Source organism: Variovorax sp. P4_B10 (assembly GCF_056402375.1).
The window spans coordinates 216,280-233,343 of record NZ_JBFUHN010000002.1 but is presented as its reverse complement, the minus strand read 5'-3'; the positions used below and the strand labels follow the sequence as shown (position 1 = coordinate 233,343).

The 17,064-nt window shown below is 63.0% G+C and carries 18 protein-coding genes; 4 read left to right on the top strand and 14 right to left on the bottom strand.

The features are described from left to right. Window positions 1-294 precede the first annotated feature (294 nt). The 4 genes from AC1DXX_RS02310 to AC1DXX_RS02295 all read right to left on the bottom strand — a co-directional run bounded on the left by AC1DXX_RS02310 (window position 295) and on the right by AC1DXX_RS02295 (window position 4,564). A complete protein-coding gene (locus AC1DXX_RS02310) occupies window positions 295-2,043 on the bottom strand; it encodes a hypothetical protein (protein WP_478132544.1) in 1,749 nt (582 codons plus the stop codon). 310 nt (window positions 2,044-2,353) lie between these two features. Further along, a complete protein-coding gene (locus tag AC1DXX_RS02305) occupies window positions 2,354-2,542 on the bottom strand; it encodes a Hint domain-containing protein (protein WP_478132551.1) in 189 nt (62 codons plus the stop codon). 618 nt (window positions 2,543-3,160) lie between these two features. Next, window positions 3,161-3,796: a hypothetical protein gene (locus AC1DXX_RS02300; protein ID WP_478132543.1), complete on the bottom strand. Its 636-nt coding sequence runs from the start codon at window positions 3,794-3,796 to the stop codon at window positions 3,161-3,163. 141 nt (window positions 3,797-3,937) lie between these two features. Further along, window positions 3,938-4,564 carry a DUF938 domain-containing protein gene (locus AC1DXX_RS02295; protein WP_478132542.1) on the bottom strand — a complete coding sequence of 209 codons (627 nt, stop codon included), beginning with the start codon at window positions 4,562-4,564 and terminating at the stop codon, window positions 3,938-3,940. Between the two features lie 231 nt (window positions 4,565-4,795). On the opposite strand from AC1DXX_RS02295, the gene AC1DXX_RS02290 reads away from it, so the two are divergent. The 3 genes from AC1DXX_RS02290 (at window position 4,796) to AC1DXX_RS02280 (ending at window position 6,366) form a co-directional block, all read left to right on the top strand. After that, on the top strand, window positions 4,796-5,080 hold the full coding sequence (locus tag AC1DXX_RS02290) for a hypothetical protein (RefSeq protein ID WP_478132541.1): 285 nt from the start codon (window positions 4,796-4,798) through the stop codon (window positions 5,078-5,080). Window positions 5,081-5,190: 110 nt separating this feature from the next. Beyond that, the gene (locus AC1DXX_RS02285; RefSeq protein WP_478132540.1) at window positions 5,191-5,688 is read left to right on the top strand and encodes a hypothetical protein; all 498 of its coding nucleotides are present in this window, start codon (window positions 5,191-5,193) and stop codon (window positions 5,686-5,688) included. Between the two features lie 114 nt (window positions 5,689-5,802). Next, window positions 5,803-6,366, top strand: coding sequence for a shikimate kinase (locus AC1DXX_RS02280; RefSeq protein ID WP_478132539.1), 564 nt, complete (start codon window positions 5,803-5,805; stop codon window positions 6,364-6,366). A 787-nt stretch (window positions 6,367-7,153) separates the two neighbouring features. On the opposite strand, the gene AC1DXX_RS02275 is transcribed toward AC1DXX_RS02280, so the two are convergent. The 5 genes from AC1DXX_RS02275 to AC1DXX_RS02255 all read right to left on the bottom strand — a co-directional run bounded on the left by AC1DXX_RS02275 (window position 7,154) and on the right by AC1DXX_RS02255 (window position 12,343). Next, a complete protein-coding gene (locus tag AC1DXX_RS02275; RefSeq protein WP_478132538.1) occupies window positions 7,154-7,969 on the bottom strand; it encodes a hypothetical protein in 816 nt (271 codons plus the stop codon). Between the two features lie 1,043 nt (window positions 7,970-9,012). Beyond that, complete coding sequence (locus tag AC1DXX_RS02270) at window positions 9,013-9,417, bottom strand: hypothetical protein (protein WP_478132537.1); 405 nt, start codon at window positions 9,415-9,417, stop codon at window positions 9,013-9,015. Between the two features lie 313 nt (window positions 9,418-9,730). Further along, window positions 9,731-9,973 (bottom strand): hypothetical protein, encoded by a 243-nt coding sequence (locus AC1DXX_RS02265; RefSeq protein WP_478132536.1) that lies wholly within the window; start codon window positions 9,971-9,973, stop codon window positions 9,731-9,733. A gap of 340 nt (window positions 9,974-10,313) precedes the next feature. After that, on the bottom strand, window positions 10,314-10,982 hold the full coding sequence (locus tag AC1DXX_RS02260; protein ID WP_478132535.1) for a response regulator transcription factor: 669 nt from the start codon (window positions 10,980-10,982) through the stop codon (window positions 10,314-10,316). Continuing rightward, a complete protein-coding gene (locus AC1DXX_RS02255) occupies window positions 10,979-12,343 on the bottom strand; it encodes a cache domain-containing protein (protein ID WP_478132534.1) in 1,365 nt (454 codons plus the stop codon). The genes AC1DXX_RS02260 and AC1DXX_RS02255 overlap by 4 nt, the downstream gene beginning before the upstream one ends. A gap of 80 nt (window positions 12,344-12,423) precedes the next feature. Here AC1DXX_RS02255 and AC1DXX_RS02250 point away from each other — a divergent pair, with 80 nt between their 5' ends. Next, window positions 12,424-12,849 carry a hypothetical protein gene (locus AC1DXX_RS02250; protein WP_478132533.1) on the top strand — a complete coding sequence of 142 codons (426 nt, stop codon included), beginning with the start codon at window positions 12,424-12,426 and terminating at the stop codon, window positions 12,847-12,849. Window positions 12,850-12,913: 64 nt separating this feature from the next. On the opposite strand, the gene AC1DXX_RS02245 is transcribed toward AC1DXX_RS02250, so the two are convergent. From AC1DXX_RS02245 to AC1DXX_RS02225, 5 genes are all read right to left on the bottom strand, one after another. Further along, complete coding sequence (locus AC1DXX_RS02245) at window positions 12,914-13,891, bottom strand: hypothetical protein (protein ID WP_478132532.1); 978 nt, start codon at window positions 13,889-13,891, stop codon at window positions 12,914-12,916. 19 nt (window positions 13,892-13,910) lie between these two features. Further along, window positions 13,911-15,140 carry an MFS transporter gene (locus AC1DXX_RS02240; protein WP_478132531.1) on the bottom strand — a complete coding sequence of 410 codons (1,230 nt, stop codon included), beginning with the start codon at window positions 15,138-15,140 and terminating at the stop codon, window positions 13,911-13,913. Between the two features lie 105 nt (window positions 15,141-15,245). Then, window positions 15,246-16,184: a DedA family protein/thiosulfate sulfurtransferase GlpE gene (locus AC1DXX_RS02235; protein WP_478132530.1), complete on the bottom strand. Its 939-nt coding sequence runs from the start codon at window positions 16,182-16,184 to the stop codon at window positions 15,246-15,248. 274 nt (window positions 16,185-16,458) lie between these two features. Beyond that, window positions 16,459-16,608 carry a hypothetical protein gene (locus AC1DXX_RS02230; RefSeq protein ID WP_478132529.1) on the bottom strand — a complete coding sequence of 50 codons (150 nt, stop codon included), beginning with the start codon at window positions 16,606-16,608 and terminating at the stop codon, window positions 16,459-16,461. Window positions 16,609-16,674: 66 nt separating this feature from the next. Continuing rightward, window positions 16,675-17,043, bottom strand: coding sequence for a hypothetical protein (locus AC1DXX_RS02225; protein WP_478132528.1), 369 nt, complete (start codon window positions 17,041-17,043; stop codon window positions 16,675-16,677). Window positions 17,044-17,064 lie beyond the last annotated feature (21 nt).

Here is a 17,064-nt window from a genome sequence, read left to right as displayed (position 1 = left end):
CAGGGCATGCCATCGATCAAGGATTGCCCGGTTGTTGCGATTCTTGAGGATGTCGGCAATGAAGCGTTCTTGCATGGCGTGAAGGAAGCGGCGCCGGGCATGCGCGGCGGAAACTGGCGTGTGTGCAGCTCCGAGGGAGCGGGCTGAATATAGATGAGCGGGCGTCAACGCTGCTGCCCGCGCCCCTTTCGGATCAAGAAACTGCACACCAAGTCTTGAGGGAAGCCCTGTTAGATTACGCAACGATTTGTCAAACTGGTTGCCGCCAACGGAGAACGGCAGCTCTTCTTGTCACTACCACGAGACCGAAGCGACGCAGCGAATCGGAAGGCCGGCGGCCTTGGTCACATCAAATGCGACGTTGTCAGTCCTGTGCTCGAAGGCTTGATCGCTGGGAGAAGCCGTAGATTCGGACGAGCTCCAGCGATAGAGTTGGCCGCCAAAGTCGACCAGGCGGCGGTTGATCAAGTTCTGCTGAATATTGGCCTGATTCGCTGCGCACACCCACGAAAACGAGGTGAGCTGGCATATCGCAGGCAAGTACCAGTTCAGCCCACTTCTGGTGCTCGCCGCGCATCTTGAAGCGGCCGAGTTGCCGGCGCCCAAGCTGACCAGGAGCGCCTGCGTGTTGCTTGCGCCGTCCGTGAGCGAATTCGCCCCCGTCGTGGTGCCATCGCCCCCCCAGGCGAAGCGACCCGAGAGGTCCGCGCTGTCCACCACCGTCGCAGTGCTCGCCGAAGGCACATCAAAAACCAGGAAGCCGTTCAACGAGAACCCGATCGTTGCGCTCGCAAGCGACGTGTTGTCTCCCTGAATGCTCGCGGCACCGCTTGCCACGTACGGTGTCGGCGAACTGAACGACAAGGCGCAACTGGCCCCAGGCATGAGAGATGTGCATGCACTCGCGTCCTGTATCACGGCGCTCCAGCCCCCCGGCAGCGTCGCCGTGACATTGGTGGCGAGGAACGCGCCGGTGTTGGTCACCGTCAGCGCACTGGATGCGCCCTTCACTGCAATGACGAGCGGCGATGAAGACACGGACAGCGTCGTGAAATTCTGCGTACAGGCGACGACCAAGTTCGAAACGTTGGCACTGCCCACGATGCCCGCACCGTTGGTGACGGTGCAAGTCTGCGAGACCGGTTGGGCCAGCACTGTCACGTTATAGGTGCTGCCTGTGGCCACCGGTGTTGCGAAAGTGAAAACCCCGCTGGTGCTGGCACTGAGGTTGTCGGCGGCATTGTTCTGCAGTACTAAGCTGCCAGAAAGGCCAGATATGGTGCCGCCTACAGCGTAGGCGTTCGTCGCGCAGACGACCTTGACGTTCGTCACGTTGGCGGCACCCATCGTGCCGATGCCACTGGCCACCGAGCAGGTCTGCGTGGCGGGCTGCGCCCTCACGGTGACCGCGTATCCGGAACCGTAGGCGACCAGCGCAGGAAAGGTGAAGGAGCCGTCGGCGGAGATTGTCAACGCATCGCCCGCGTTGTTCTGCAGCACCGCCGTACCCACCAAGCCGGACAACGCGCCGCCAACCGTATAGCTGTTGCTCGAGCAGACGACAGCCACGTTGTCGACGGGATCCGCGCCTGCGGTGCCGGCGCCGCGGCTGACCGAACAGGTCTGGCCGCTCGGCTGGACCGCGACGGTGACCACATAGGCAGTGCTGATCGAAACGGGGGTTGGAAAGGCGAAAGTGCCATCCGAACTCGCCTTCAGCGTCTCTGCGGCGTTGTTCTGCAGTACGACGGCGCCAGTGAGGCCGCTGATGGTGCCGCCGATGGTACGGGTGACGGCCGCGCACACCACGCGCACGTCACTGACGTTGGCGGTGGCAGTGCCTTGCCCCGCGGTGACGGTGCAAGTCTGGCCTTGGGGCTGCTGCGCGATAGTGACCGCGTAAGGATTGCCGGCGATGACCGCGTCAGTGAAAACGAAGGCCCCGTCCGCCTTCAGTGTGAGGTCATTCCCGGCGTTGTTGCGCACAACCACGGTGCCCGATAGGCCCGAGAGCGTGCCGCCGATGGTGTAGCTCGTGCTCACCGAGGGCGGCACGGGTAGGAAGTCTCCGCTTCCACCACCACCGCATCCGCTCAGAACCGCAAGGGCCGCGACCGCGACACCCGCGACCCGTCGCCAGGACTTCGAAGTCCGCGCCATTGCAGCAATGCTCCCCATGATCACCTCTTGTTGCTTTTTGTAAGACGCCGATCCTATGCAGCGCGCCACCGATGGCAATCCCTGAAAGCAGGTAGATGACGCCCGCCCTGGAAGAGCAGCCAGGATCTACCGCATCGAGCGGGAGAGTTGGCCACGCTGACGAAACAGGAACGCCTGGCCAGCAGGAACGCCGTCATGCAGCCGCTATGAGCGTCACCCGCCGGTATTGGTACTCGCTGCGATGGCGGCGACGATGCGGCGGAGGCCGATGTTCCGTGTGCGTAAGAACCCAATCCCCCACACGAATGTCCTCGATGGGTTTCAGGCCTTGCTTCGTGTGTATTCGTGTCCCACTGGCGAATCCCAATTCGGGGTGCAGCATCAGGGTGGGCAATGGCGTGGTGAACATGGAGAAATTCTTGAATTCGAGCAGTGCGGCCAGGGAACTGCGCCGCTCACGAACAGCCTTCGACGTAGCGAATCGAATGCGTGTAGCCGGCGTACATCTCGGCGATCCGGTCGTCCGCTTCAAATCTCATCGCATGCGAATCGGGCCGTAAGACTCCATTGTCAAAAGCACCTCTGCGGCATCGGCTTGAAGCGCGATCAAGGTCAAAAAAATCCCAGGATGTGGCGAAGTTTAGGCATGCGTTCTCGAGAGTATCGTGCCGCAGGAGCAAAGCCTGCGCTGAGCAGCGTATGCAGTGGCGTCATTACAAAACAGGGCTCGATTCTGAAGCCGTCCAGGCCCTGCGCAGTCAGCGGCGCTGATCAGACTGTTGCTCGCCCTCCCCCCCGAGCGGCCGGATGAACCGGCCCTGATGGAGTCGGCGTGTATGCGTCGGGCAAAGTCGCCTTGACAGCCAGTCCGTGGCTGGTGATGGCACTCAGGCGGACGGCGGCCAACGGTGCGGCAGCAGTTCGTCGATGCGGCCGTTCAGATGCGCGGGCAATCTGGTCGGCACGAGGCTCATGACGATGGCGGCGCGCTGGCCGATTGCTAATCCACCCTCACGCTCGTATGCAAGTACACGGCTATCCGCATGAGTTTGGAGACCGGATCGTCGGGGTCGGGCGTGATGCGCTTGTCGCCGCGGATGACCATATTGTCGAAACGCGGGTTGCGGCCGAGGAAAGCGATGACAAAGGGCGCGTAGCTTTCGAGCATCCTCAAGAAGTCCACTTCCTCCCTCTCGCCATTGACCAGCGCATCGAGCTGCGCCATGTCTGCCGTTTTGGGTAGCAGCTCGGCAAACAGCTCTTTCGCCTTGGCGACGAAGGTCTTCAGGCCCGCAGGGCTATCCGCCACCAAGTCGCTTTCGCTGACAAACCTGGAGAACTTCAGCGTGGCCGTCGGCATGTTGGCTTCGTCCGGCGTGAACTTCCGAATCACCTGCTCCACCCGCGTATCGCGGACTTCCAGCCAGATGTCGCAGGTATAGCCGATGCCGTCGTCGCGCTGCCAGACGAAGGGGCGCATGTACTGCGTGCCAAGCGCATTCCTGCGCAGCAAGGAGTCCCACGCCTCTCCTCGCGGGTCCAGCGCCACGCGGGTAAAGCCGGGCGGCGCAAAAGCCTCGGCCAGCGCACCGGTCAGGAGCGCCTGCATTTCATCTTCGGTCTGCGGCAATGCCATCTCGAGTCCAGAGCAAGAATTAGGAGGAAAGCCGACCGTTATCTTATCGTTCCTGCTCGAGTTCGATCATGGTCACTTATCGTCCCGTAGTTCAATTCAATGAGGCCAGTCCGCCATGGGCACTGAAGCGGAAGATACGCCTCAGGTGCCGAAGACCAACAGCAAGTTGTTCGCAGGCATCGCATGCCGCTCGCGCAACGCGAGGCCTGACCGGCGCGCCTCTTCCGCCACGTCCTCCAGGCGGCGTATGCCCCATGCGGAATTGCGGGCGCGCAGGTCTTCGTCGAACGCCAGGTTGCTCGGCGCCGGCGGGACTTCTTCTTCGAAGTAAGGCCCGTACGTGATCAGCAACCCGCCAGGAAGCAGATGCCGCGCGGCCCCTTGCATCAGGGCGGCGCATGCGGGCCACGGCGCGATGTGCAGCATGTTGGCGCAGTAGATCGCGTCGAACTTCTTTTCTTCTCCTTCAGCGAACGCGGGGCCCTGCGATGGCCATTGAGGCGCCATCACGTCGAGCAGGAGCGGTGGGCGGAGATTGGGGAGTGCGGCTTCTGCGACTCGGGTTGCGAGCGCGGGGAGCATGCGTGCGTCTGCGTCGGTGGGCTGCCAGATCCATTGGGGCATTGCTGCTGCGAACCAGGCGGCGTGCTGGCCTGTGCCGGATGCGATCTCCAGGGCGGCGCCGCGCTCGCCGAGGATGCGGGTCAACGCATCGAGGATGGGCTGCTTGTTGCGGTCGGCGGCTGGGCTGTGGGGGAGTTCGGGCATGCGGGTTGGACTTGGATGAGGGCGGCTTGGAGCGTATCAGGGCAAGGTAACCCAGGCGCTTGCAGTCATCCGCGAAGGACTGCTGCGCAGGGCCGAAACGGTCTGTCGTTAGCCGAGGCTAGACTTCGGGGTTCGGCCAAGACCGGACGGTCGAGCGCGGCGTCTGAAGCGCATGCGCACTGACCATGAAGCAAGCAAGAATCTGCCAAGACTAGGCCGAAGGAGGACAGCGTGGGAAGAGAGATTATTCGTGTGCCAACTGGCTTTCAGCATCCGACCGACGAGGCGGGGAACCACGTCATTGGTGGCCATCATGAGCTGCTTTACAAGACCGACCCGACGCTGCTGACTGCCTATCAAGTCTATGAAAACGTCTCTGAAGGTACTCCAGTGAGTCCAGATTTCCCTACGCTGGAAGCTTTGAATGCATGGCTCACGAAACAAGGGTTGTCACCGGAGCAGGCACAGGCGTTTGTCGAAGACGGTCATGCCCCGTCCTTTGTCGTTCGTTGCTGATGCAGGTTCACCAGCGCAGGCGCTGCGCCCGAGAATCGTCGGTCGGGTGCCGGCCTGACCTTGCGCCGAGGCATCCAGTGCGAGCTGCTCGCTCCCAAGGACCATAGACGATGAGCTTCGAGGAGAAGGCAACGATGCTCGAGTATCGAGTTACCAAATACGACCCAGCCATCCGCAGCGACGGAGGAAGGTACACCGAGTGGACCTCCGTCAGCGATGTCGGCGCCGCTTTCGACGGGACCGTGCTGACTCAAACGGCGTACGAGGAGGTCGAGGCGGCGTACATCGCCGTCGCCACCGCATTCCTTCGGGAAGCGGGGGTTTCCTCCGTGTCAATCCGAGGGCTGGAGCATCAAAAAGACGAGGAGCCTCCGTACTCGGAAGGAGACTCCATCGCGCCGACAGACKCCGGGGCAATCATGGCCAAAGTCCTCCGCGAGGACCTCTGGTGCAGGCTCGAGGGCGAGGGGGCGTTCGTCCACTTTGGATGGGACTACTACATGTACGTCGGGGTCGCATCAGCTTGTCCCGAGGCACAGCGTTTGGCGGCGAAGGTTGGCTTGTTCGTTGAAGAAATGCGGTCGCCGTACCACCCGGATGGCGAGTAGCGGGCACATGGTCGGCCGATTTCGCCAGCACTTCACGCTGTGGCAGCATTTGCCACCAACGGCAGCGGCCGGCCATGACCGGACCTTCAGCTTGACGCCTCACTTCATTCAAGAGTGACGACAGTTCTTCATCTCGTCGGTCCCGGCGGTGCTGGAAAAACCTCTGTTGGTCCCATCCTGGCTCAGCGGCTCGGTTGGCAGTTCGTCGACCTCGACGAGCACTTTATGTCATGCGAAGGGAGCATTGCCGCTTCCATTGACGCGTCCGGCTACGCGGGCTATTCGAGGCGGAACATTGCTGTTTATCGGAAGGTTAGGTGCTCGCTCGCGTCTTCCACCGTTCTGGCCCTTTCGTCCGGCTTTCTGACGTACCCCGAGGACGTTGACCCCGAATATCAAACTCTGCGCTGTTCCATCGAAGCCGATGCTCTCACCTCGTTGCTGCTGCCATCATTCGAACTCGAAACATGCGTTGAGATCATCGTGCAGCGGCAGCTTTCCAGACCCTATTTGCCCGGCAACAGGTCAAGCGAGGAGCGACGGATACGAGAGCGGTTCCCCAAGTTCATGGCGCTGCCGTGCGCTCGGTTTCGGAGCGATGCTGCTCTAGACGAGACGGCGTCGCAAATCGAGCGGTTCGTTCGCGGGCGTATCGGCATCCTTGAGCAGGCGCAGTAGGCAAAGGCAGAATGCGGCGAGAAGCAGTCACTCGACCTCGGCTCTGAAAAGCGGGGCCAAGTACCTAGCCAATCGCGCGAGTTAAAGTGTGCGTCAATGAAGGCTGTAACCACTACTACAAGAGATGCAACTTCGCCTGAGGGGTGGGTCTACGTTCCGGCAAAAGACGTCCTACGCATACTGGGAACCGATGCCGCAATCGCTGCAACGTGGGAACAGTTTGTGCAGGCCGAGGCCACTGCGCCTGGAACGCCAGGCCACGCCATCGTAGTGGCAGTCGTTCCGCGCGGCACAGCCTCGCCAATGCTAGTCCTCGTGAGAGGCGCTCAAAATCAGCCGTTTCGTATGTCGTGCAAGGCGGCAGCAGATGAGCGGTACTCGCTCCTCGCGCCGCCCGCCGTTGTGTCCCAGTGGCGCGAGCGGAGAGACGCTGAGGCCGCTGACCGGATTCACCAGGCCGCGACACGCGCGGCCGAGCAGGCAGCTTTCCAGATTCTGCTCGACAACGCAAAGGTAGGGTTGAAGGAGAAAGAGCTGGCTGAGTCTGCGTATCAAAAGTACGGCCGCGGCGCATCGAATCTACGTATTCGATATCGTCTTCGGCTTACCCACTGCATGCGTTGCAAGGAGCCCTTAGACAGCGATATCCACATACTCGAGTGTAAGCATTGCGCTGGAATTGTCTGCCCATCTTGTGGTGCTTGCGGTTGCGGAGACCCTCGCTTTGCTAAGGCCGGCTGACGCCATGAGCAGTCATTGGAGGCGAGGCGACTATCGAGCGAGTTGCCTACAACGCCAGCGGATTTGGAAACTCCATCCGATCAAACTGGTTGATGTACGGATCGTCCTTCACGAGCACGCGAACACGCCACTTCTTGCATGATGGATCGAGCTGAATCTCCATGATCTCGCGATCCACCGCACGATGAATCAGTGGATTGAGCAGCATGCYGGCGCTCTCGCCGTTGTGATGGCGCCAATCCTCGAAGTGCGCGGCATCAAGGAGCGCCGGGTTCTGGATCCCCGTCACTGGGCATTTCTTCCAGATCTTCAGCATGAGATCGCGAAAGGCGTTCTGCTCTGGACGAATCTCGCGCGAAGCGAACTTCGCCACGTAGGGACCAGGCGCCTCTGGAGGTAATGGCGGCGGACCAGGAATCGCCGGCAGAGGCCGACCAATAATCTCCAGGAGTACACGCGCCAGCGGTATGTCGAGCCAGTAAAAGGTCCCTTGGTTGGCGTTGCCGTTGACGTCGAATGGCTGCCGCGAGTTTGGGGATTCGGCTTGTGCTTTTAGGATCTGCGGGACGAAGTCTTGGTACCTGATTTTGGACGGGAGCGGCTCATACGCGGCATTCACACGTAGCCCCTTCATGCCTGCCATCCACTGCGCTGATTCGGGCCTTCGAAACCTGCCTTCGAGCTTGTTTGTCGCGAAGGCGAATTCTTTTGTCATCGGGAATTCGGGCACCTTGGAGATGACTTTGGCTACGCCGACGAGGCCGTCAAGGTTAATGATGACCGTGTCGCCCGGCTCCATGTTTTCCAGCGGCGGAACATTCGGTGTTGGCGCGCCGTCGCGATCGAGGTACGTGGTGAACATGTACCCCTCATCTCGAAGGAATTCAAAGGACGAACCTTGGTTAGCGAAGAAGTAAGCCATGCCTCCCATTGGACAGGAAAAAACAGGCGCCGTTGAGCACTCAAACCGTGCCCGCATTACGGTCGCCAACGATGTCGCTCGGAGGCTAGAGCCGCAGCGTGGCCGGGGCGGCGGATCGATGATGCGGCCCTACAGAGCAATCGAGTGAGTTCAACCCGATTTCCAACGCTCCCACATCAATGCCTTCTGGGGGGCCGTGTAGAAGGTTCGGGTCCGATACTTCATCTGCAACACTCCGTCTGCCTACGCAGCTTTTAGTGTGTTGCATCGACCGGTTGAATCCGCCGCCCCAAGCGGAAGTTGCCGTCTATCGATAGCAGACGCTCAATGTTGAGTTGAGTCGCGGCCGGCGACCTGTCGACGCGAGTCGACTCAAGCGACTGGTTAGACGTCTTCGCGTTCCTCCCAAAGATGCAATAGCCTGTGCTCAAGATGAAGTGCGGCCAGCGCAGACCGGATATCTCGGGAAAGCTGCCGCTGATGCTCCAGACCGACTTCAATGATAGGAAAGACGCTTACGTCATACTCGTATTTGCGTAGGTCGGCCGACTTCAAATTGGACTCAGGGGGTTCGTCAAACATCCAATTGCGCTCTAAGTCGAAGATGTTTCCGCTGTACTCGATGAACCCACGTACCAGCTTAGCGCCCACTAGCTGCTCGCAAAGCTGACCAAGGAGCTCCCCCTCTGAAAGAGGCGAACTAAGAAAGAGCCGAAGTCTGTAATCAATGGGTGGAGTTAGAGTCACGGCTGTTTTTGTCTTTTGGCTGACGTCTAATGTGCAAGCTCAGCGTGCGGCGAAGCCGTCCGCTGGAGCACAGGGTTAGGCCTCTCGCTGGAGGCTGAGGACAACGTGGGCTCGCGGTCAAAGCCTCTTGTTCGGCGATGGTCCGGTTCTGGCCGGACGATGCCGGATCCGGTGACCATCTGGTTGCCGCTGACCACGGACAACTGAGGCGGCCCAGACGGTTGCTTGAGACACGGTTACTCATCAAACCAAAACACCATTCGTGAAAAGCTCCCATGCATCTCGATGCTTTTCATCAGGTTCATTGCGAACTGAAAGTCAGTGGATAGCTGGCTTGTTGCGACCTGCGAGAACTCGAGAGCATTTTTCACCTCATCGAGCCGAAGCCAGCCAGGATATGCATACTGTGGAGCTGAAATACATTCCCCGGTGTTATCCAGTGCATGACTCCGCTTTGACTCAAGACATTCATTGGCCCAGTCTCGTGAAATCGTCGGAGTGCCCCAACCGTCGCCATCCTCGACAGTATCAACAACGCCCCGTCCATAGTGCGCCAGCGCCATCGATGAAGCCGGGTCCGGGAAGCCTCTTGCAGGGATGAAGCAGGGGTTCTCCCACATCCCTGCCAACACAATGAACATCGCAGTGTCACGTGGTGGAGAAAAGTACGCAATCCCGTTCGGACTAGCGAATGAGTCGGAGGCAGATGACTCGACGACCAGTTGAATATCTAGACCCACTAAGCTCCTCCTGCGTGTTGTGTCGGATGTCGTAGGCAATCAAGCCGTTTGCGGCAGAGAGATGATCGACCTATCCATCGGTCAAATATTGGCCGACTGCAGCGACCGGCTGCTTCTGGCCGATAGTACCTATTCGCACGAACCGATCGAACCTCGGCGACCAGTCTGAAGCAGACCTCGCCGCCCAATTTTGCGCCGAGTAAGTTAAGCCGCATCACCCACCCCCACTCTCCTGAAACAACGCCACCGCCTCCCGCGCCAAATCAGAAGCAATCCAAAGCAGATTGTCCCGATGCCCCGCCCCCGCATCCTCGAACCATCCATCGCCGGCGCCGTAGCAGCACCACAGCAATGAGTTCAACTGCTCCAGCTTGCTCTCCAGCAGATCCGATGCACTCGGCGGGTTCGCGCCGGAAGATTCCAGCCGCGCAGGCCGAGACATAATTCGTTTAGCCACTTGTTGTGCTCCTTGTAAGAGATTTGCACGTCACTTGGTTAGACGGCTGAGGTGTTCGCGCACCTCGGCCGTCGCCTTTTGTGCCTCACGTTTTGCATCGTTGCGCGTCGCACCGATAGCCCGCCGTGAAGCGAAGCGGTTCATTCAGTCATTCATCCATCCGTGGTTGTCTTGTGTGCCGCCTTCCTCGCCCACATAGCGGGTCGTTTCATCACAGGGGCATTCACTGTAGAGAAAACCAGTCCCGCGCAGAAGAAACTTCTGCCGAGAAGTTCTCGAATCGCTCAAGTAATCGCCGGGCGGCAGCGGCGATACACAAAGCGCTGACAGTTGCTGCAGTTCAGCCCTGCCCGAACTCCCGCGCATGCTCCACCGCGTACTTGATGAGCTCCGCCTGCCCTTCGATGCCCAGCCGCCGCTTGATGCTCTGCCGGTGCGCCTCCACCGTGCGCACGCTCAGGCCCAGGTCGCGCGCAATCTGCTTGCTCGATTCGCCCCTGCCGAGCGCGGTGAGGATCTCGCTCTCGCGCGGCGTGAGCAGCGGCCGGGGCGCCTGGTTGCGAAACAGTTTCTTCGACACGGCCGGGCTCAAGAAGGTGCCGCCCGCCGCCACCGCCTCGATGGCGGCCACGATCTCGGCCGCGGGCGCGTCTTTCAGCACGTAGCCGCGCGCGCCCACCTGCAGGGCCTTCTGCACGTACTCGGGGTTGTCGTACATGCTGAGCATCACGATGTGCGGCGCGGGCTGCTGGTGGTGGCGCTGCAGCACCATCTCGGCCAGGTCGATGCCGTTCATGTCCTTCATGCCCACATCGACCAGCATGAGGTCGGGCCGCAGGGTGTCGAGCAGCGCGAGCGCTTCGGCGCCGCTGCCGGCCTCGCCGACGATCTCTATGTTGGGCATGGCGCCCAGGCGCGCGCGCAGGCCGTCGCGCACCAGCGGGTGGTCGTCCACCAGGAACAGGCGGATGGGCTGCTGTTGCTGTGTTGTTGTTGCTGCTGCTGTCATTCCTGCCTCGCGCCGCGGGCCGGAACCTCGGCCAGGATGGATGTGTGGCCGCGGCCCGAGCGCATGGTCAGGCGCCCGCCGATCGATTCGATGCGCTCGCGCATGTTGCGCAGGCCGATGCCGCGGCGCGGGTCGAGCTGCATCGCCTCGACGTTGAAGCCGACGCCGTCGTCGCTCACCTCCAGCCGCACGACCTCGTCGGTGAAGCCGAGCGAGATGTGCACGCGGTTCGCCTGTGCGTGCTTGCGCACGTTGGTGAGCGCCTCTTGCGTGACGCGGAACAGCGCGGTCTTGGCCTCCTGCGAGAGCTCGTAGGGCTCGCCCTCGACCATGATCGAGGCGTCGATGGCGCCCTCTTCGCCGAACTCGTCGCCCAGCCGCTCCAGCGCGGCGGGCAGGCCCAGCGTGTCGAGCAGCGCGGGGCGCAGGCGGTGCGAGATGCGGCGCACCTCGATGAGCGAATCGTTGAGCCGCTGCAACGCCATGCCGAGCGTGGGCGGCGGCTGCAGGTGTTTGCGGCCCAGCGCCTCGACGGCCGATTCGATCAGCAGCTTGGCCGACACCAGCGTCTGGCTGGTGCCGTCGTGCAGTTCGCGCGCGAGGTGGCCGCGCTCTTCTTCCTGCGACTGCACCACGCGCCGCGCGAGCAGCCGCAGCTTGGCTTCGGCCACGCGGTGCTCGCTGAGGTTCAGAAACAGCCCGGCCGCGCTGACCACGCCGAGGCACAGCGCGGCAATGCCGGCAATCCAGAGCAGCGTGGCGGTGACGTTGGCGTTCATCTGCTTGTCGAGCGTGTCCATGGTGGACTGGATGTCGTCGAGGTACAGGCCGGTGCCGACCATCCAGTTCCAGCGCGGCAGCGCCGTCACGTAGCCGAGCTTGGGCGCCATCTGCGCGCTGGAAGGCTTGCGCCATTCGTACTCGACGTAGCCGCCGCCGTTTTCTTTGGCGCCCTTGATCAGGTCCTGGATGGTGAAGCGGCCGCGCGAGTCGCGCATGTCCCAGAGGTTCTTGCCGACCAGCTCGGGCTGGCGCGAATGCATGAGGGAGTTGCCCTCGAGGTCGTAGACGAAGAAGTAGCCGTCGTCGCCGTAGTCGAGCGCGGCCAGGCGGCGCAGGGCTTCGTTGCGGGTCGCTTCGTCGTCCTGGCCGGATTCGTACAGGGGCCGCAGGTTACTCACGGCCAGCTCGACATAGCTGCGCAGCTCGCTGCGGCGCTGGGCCATGTAGCTGCGCTCGATGAGCGCGCGCTCGCGCTGCGCCAGGTCATGCTCCTGGTGGCGCACCGCCAGGGCCACCAGCACCAGCGCGATGAGCAGCGGGGCTACGGCCAGCGCGACGATCTTGGTGCGGAGGTTCATCGGGGGGCAAGACTACCACTGGGGTGGGTGGGGAATGCGGCTCGCTGGTGCGAATGACGCAGCGGCGATACTGCGGCGGTATGCAGACAGGGAAGTTCGCCGCCGCATTGATCTTGCTTGCTCTGGCAGGCACGGGCACCGCCATCGCCGAAGCGCCATTCACAGCAAAGTTCGGCGGAACAGGGCGCGCATGCTCGGGTGGGTTGTACGTGCGAACCCGAACCATCGAATGGAACTCGAGCTTCAGCATTTGCAAGCCCGCTCGCTACGAAATTCTGGAGAAGGCGTTGGCCGAGGGCCACGGCAGGATCGCCTTTCGCATCAAGACCCGCAGCCAGCGGTGCCTGTACGAGGTGGTCGAGGCGGAACAGATCAGCACCTATGGCTGGGATGTGCGCGGCTACCAGTCGCTGGAGTCGTACCAGAAGCGCGCCCTGCCCGGCTGGCGCAATTCGCCGCTCACCGAACGATTGATCCTGTCCTGCCCGATGATCCGGCTGGACTGATCGTCACGGCCACCTCGGTGTTCTTCGGCGGAATCGGGATCGCAGGCCGTGCGCCAGCGGCACTTCAACGCGGGGCGGTGTTCAGCAGGCCGCGGTCGTCCAGCAGCCGCAGCAGCGCCAGCCGGTCGTCATGCGCAAGCAACAGATCGAGGCGGCGCCCTTCCCCGGGCCGGATGCTGATGAAATCGAAGGCGTAGCCGATGCCGCTTGCGTGGCGATGGCGCACGAGGGCGCGTTGCAGGTCGATCTGCCATTCGTCGTCGGTGCTGCGCAGCCGCGCGCCATCGATCTCGAAGGCCCGCACGCGCTGCGGCGCGAAGTTGTCCAGCTGCGCGAAGGGAATGGCCCACACCAGCCATGCGACCAGCGGCACCAGCAGGCCGATGCCGACCACGGCCTTGAAGAAGCTGTCGGGCAGGTTCATCAGCAAGGCGACGCCCATGGCGGCCGCCAGCACGTAGCCCGCCACGATCCACGCAAGAAAGCGTGCCCCGTTGAAGACCACGGCGCGCACCTGCAGGATGCCGTCTTGCGTGACGGCATCGGCCGCCGTCTTCCGCGCGAGGTAGTGCTCGATCACTTCCGCGAGTTCATCGGCGCGCCCGGACAGCATCAGTTTCTGGAAGGGCCGTGTGTGGACGATCAGGCTGCTGTCGCTGTCGGGCACGCCTTCGATGGCGAGCACGTCGATCCAGTCGGCATGGCCCAGGCCCTGCACCGACAGGCCGCGCTCGCCGATGTCGACCTGCGCCGCACCGTTGAACAGCGGCGGCTGGCCCCGCCGGCGCCGCTGCCATCCCTCGAACCACATCCACACGCCCATGCCGGCGACCAGCAGGACCATCCACAGCACAATCAACCCCAACATACCGACCACGCCGAGCGCCGCGCGCCAGCCGGTGGCATCCGCGTCCAGAAGCCAGACGCCCGCCGCCATCACGGGCGCCGAGCACACCATGAAGATCAGCAAAAAAGGAGCGAGGACGCCGCCCGCTTCCTGCTGGGCCACGTCGATGCGGCGCGAGAAAACCGGTGAACTCATCCCAGGCGGATCAAGGTGTTCAACGCCCCGAGGCGCGGGCAACCGGGGCCGGCGCTGCGCGGCCCAGGAATTCGGTGGCGTAGTAGAGCAACGCCAGCGTCACGAAGCCGCCGCCGAGCAGACACAACCCCGTCCAACCGTGAAAGGCATACACCGCAGCAGCGATGCCCGAAGCCACCGCCGCGCAGATGAAGATGAAGGTCATGAAGAGGCCATTGAGCCGGCCGCGCAGCTCCGGCGCCAGCATGAAGAGGCTGCGGAAGTTGAGCACCTGGCACAGCTGCACCGCACCGTCGAGCAGGATGCCCGCCGCCACCAGCCCGGCCAGCGAATGGAAGTGCATGGAAACGGCGCCCAGCACGAAGGACAACAGCGCAACGACGATGGCCGCGCCTGTCGCGGGACGGGTCAGCCCCCGGTCGGCCAACCGGCCCGCCACCGGCGCCATCAAGGCACCTGCGGCACCGGCGAGCGCGAACAGCCCGATGCCGCGCTGCCCCATGCCGAACTCGTGCACCAGCGCCAGCGGCACGGCCGTCCAGAAGGCCTGGAAGCCCGCGAACATCATCCCCTGGTAGAAGCCGCGGCGGCGCAGCAGCGGCGTGTTCCAGACGATGCCCGGCAGCGACGCCATGGTGCGCGCATAGCCCACCGAGGCGTGCGGCCGGCGCTCGGGCAGCACGCGCCACAGCACGGCGATGAGCGAGGCCATCAGCACGGCCGAGATCCAGAACAGCGCGCGCCAGCCGAGGCTCGCGGCGACCATGCTCGCAAAGGGCCGCGCCAGCATGATCCCGCCCAGCAGGCCGGCCATGATGTTGCCAACCACCTTGCCGCGCGTGGCCTCGGGCGCAAGGTGCGAGGCAAAGGGCAGCAGCACCTGCGCCGCGACCGCGCAGGTGCCCACCACGAACGACGCCGCCAGGAAGGTCACGGCCGAGTCCGAGAGCGCAATGCCCACCAGCCCGATCACCGCGCCGACCAGCGCGCCGACGATCAGGCGGCGGTTTTCGACCACGTCGGCCAGCGGCACCAGCAGCAAGAGGCCGGCGCCGTAGCCGAGCTGGGTCAGCGTCATGATCAGGCCGGCCAGGCCCGCGTGGAGCTGCAGCGTGTCGGAGATCGGGCCGATCAGCGGCTGGGCGTAGTAGATGTTGGCCACGCACAGCCCGCAGGCGATGGCGAAAACCAGTGTCAGCCCCGGTGTGAGGCCGGCGGCGGGGGCATGGGAGGCTTTGGAAGAGGACACGGGAAATCCTGGTGCTGGAGAGCAGGCTTAGGGGTAAACCCGAAGCCGACGGACCATAGCACGCAAGCCGGATTCCTGCAGGCGCCGGCTCAATCGATCAACGAGTCAATGCAGGCTGGTCGGCCGGCCCGAGGCCACCCAGGCGTCGAGCCCGCCGGTCAGCGGCAAGGCGCGCCGCGCCCCGCGTGCCAGCAGCACGCGCGCGGCCTGCGCGGCCGACACCTCGTTGGGGCAGTTGCAGTACAGCACCACGTCGCGGTTGGGGTCCAGCGTGAGGTCGAGGTTGCGCTGCTGCAGCGCCTTGAGCGTGTACGGCAGCGCGCCGGGAATGCGCCGCGGATCGACCTGCACGCCGGCCTCGCCGCGCACGTCGATGACGAGGGGCGGCTCATCGCCGCTCAGCAGCGCGTGCAGCTCGTCGACCGTGATGCGCGGCATGCCGGTGAGCCGCATGAAGGCGCGGCGGCGCCAGTAGCGCACGGCCAGAATGACGAGCAGCAGCACCGCCACCGCGGCGGTGGCAATGCCGCCGGCCTGGGCCAGGACTGCGAGCACCTCCTGGATCTGGTTTCGGAAGAGCCAGCCGAGGCCGAGGAACAGGCCCGTCCACACCAGGGCGGCCCCGATGTCGAAACCGATGAAGCGCCGCACCGACATGCCCAGTGCGCCGGCCATGGGCGGCGCCACCACCGAGACGCCCGGCACGAACTTGGCGGCCACGAGCGACATGCCGCCCCAGTCGGAAATCAGCGATTCACCGCGCCGCACGCACGAGTCGGGCGACAGCGAGATGCGGCATAGCAGGCGCATGAAGCGGTAGCCGAAGCGGCGGCCGGCATAGAACCAGGCGCCATCGCCCAGCAGGTTGGCGATGACCGCGGCCAGCACCACGCCGATGACGGATACGTCGCCTGCTGCGAGCAGCGCGCCCGTGACTACCAGCACTGCGGCGGCTGGCACGGGCAGGCCGAGGCGCGCGGCGAAGCTGGCGACGAACACTATGAGGATCGCGTTCTGCACCAGCAGGGACATCAGCTGTGCCATGACAGGCTTTCGGTCGGTGCGGGGAGGAATTGCGGGGGGGAGGTGGGGGTCATGCCGGGGGTGATTGTCCGGTATGGGCGAAGGACGTATTGCGCCATGGGCATTTGGCGGGGCTTTGGAAGAGCGCCGATTTTTGGGAGATGCCGTGGAGTCGATTTTGCCGGGCCGCTGGCATCGCCCCCTTTCTGAGAGGACTACTCGGGTCGTCGATTGCTTGGAAGCTGTTCGAACAGTGAGAACCGAAGGCCCAGCGTGAGAACTGGATTGTCCGTGGTCATGGGACCGTCTTCGGGTACGGCAATTCGATGCCGCGCTCAGCGCAAATAGCTTCGTAGCAGTCCCGTGCGGCAGACAACTGCTCTCGCATGTCCTCGATCTCTGCGGTCAGGCCTTCCAACTGATTGGTCTTCAAGAGATCGCTCATGTCTTCAACACTCCCGGATAGCTGCGCTCTGGGAGTTGCACGACCGCAGAGTTGTTCAGCCCTTCCCTAAAGGTGAAGTCGCTTTCGCAGATCAACGAACACAGGGGACTCGCTAACCCAGTGAGGCTCAACTCTGTCGAAATAAACGACAAATCCATTCGCGGTATCGAGGACACCGTCTACTTCGATCTCAAGCTGGACCATGAGCCGCCAGTGCCTGCATTCAGCGAGCATCTTCTGGAGAAGCCGAATCAGATTGGGTTGCAAAAACGAGAGGCGCCACACACAGAGTTTTTGCGTGGTGTCCCCGTAGTCATCGTCGACCAACCAATAGTCGCCGCTTCCAAAAGCATTCTCGACTCCGAGCGGAGTGAGCATGTCGTGCAGTGCCGCATAAAGGGCTTGCCACTCTTGGCTACGAACATCTTCATTCATTCGATTCCCTTCGGGGTAGGC

What these genes read in the sequence shown, in the direction of transcription:
- AC1DXX_RS02305 (WP_478132551.1), bottom strand. Translation starts at nt 2,542, where the DNA reads ATGCTGCACCCCGAATTGGGATTCGCCAGTGGGACACGAATACACACG.
- AC1DXX_RS02300 (WP_478132543.1), bottom strand. Translation starts at nt 3,796, where the DNA reads ATGGCATTGCCGCAGACCGAAGATGAAATGCAGGCGCTCCTGACCGGT.
- AC1DXX_RS02295 (WP_478132542.1), bottom strand. Translation starts at nt 4,564, where the DNA reads ATGCCCGAACTCCCCCACAGCCCAGCCGCCGACCGCAACAAGCAGCCC.
- AC1DXX_RS02270 (WP_478132537.1), bottom strand. Translation starts at nt 9,417, where the DNA reads ATGTTCATTGTGTTGGCAGGGATGTGGGAGAACCCCTGCTTCATCCCT.
- AC1DXX_RS02260 (WP_478132535.1), bottom strand. Translation starts at nt 10,982, where the DNA reads ATGACAGCAGCAGCAACAACAACACAGCAACAGCAGCCCATCCGCCTG.
- AC1DXX_RS02255 (WP_478132534.1), bottom strand. Translation starts at nt 12,343, where the DNA reads ATGAACCTCCGCACCAAGATCGTCGCGCTGGCCGTAGCCCCGCTGCTC.
- AC1DXX_RS02250 (WP_478132533.1), top strand. Translation starts at nt 12,424, where the DNA reads ATGCAGACAGGGAAGTTCGCCGCCGCATTGATCTTGCTTGCTCTGGCA.
- AC1DXX_RS02245 (WP_478132532.1), bottom strand. Translation starts at nt 13,891, where the DNA reads ATGAGTTCACCGGTTTTCTCGCGCCGCATCGACGTGGCCCAGCAGGAA.
- AC1DXX_RS02235 (WP_478132530.1), bottom strand. Translation starts at nt 16,184, where the DNA reads ATGGCACAGCTGATGTCCCTGCTGGTGCAGAACGCGATCCTCATAGTG.
- AC1DXX_RS02230 (WP_478132529.1), bottom strand. Translation starts at nt 16,608, where the DNA reads ATGAGCGATCTCTTGAAGACCAATCAGTTGGAAGGCCTGACCGCAGAG.
- AC1DXX_RS02225 (WP_478132528.1), bottom strand. Translation starts at nt 17,043, where the DNA reads ATGAATGAAGATGTTCGTAGCCAAGAGTGGCAAGCCCTTTATGCGGCA.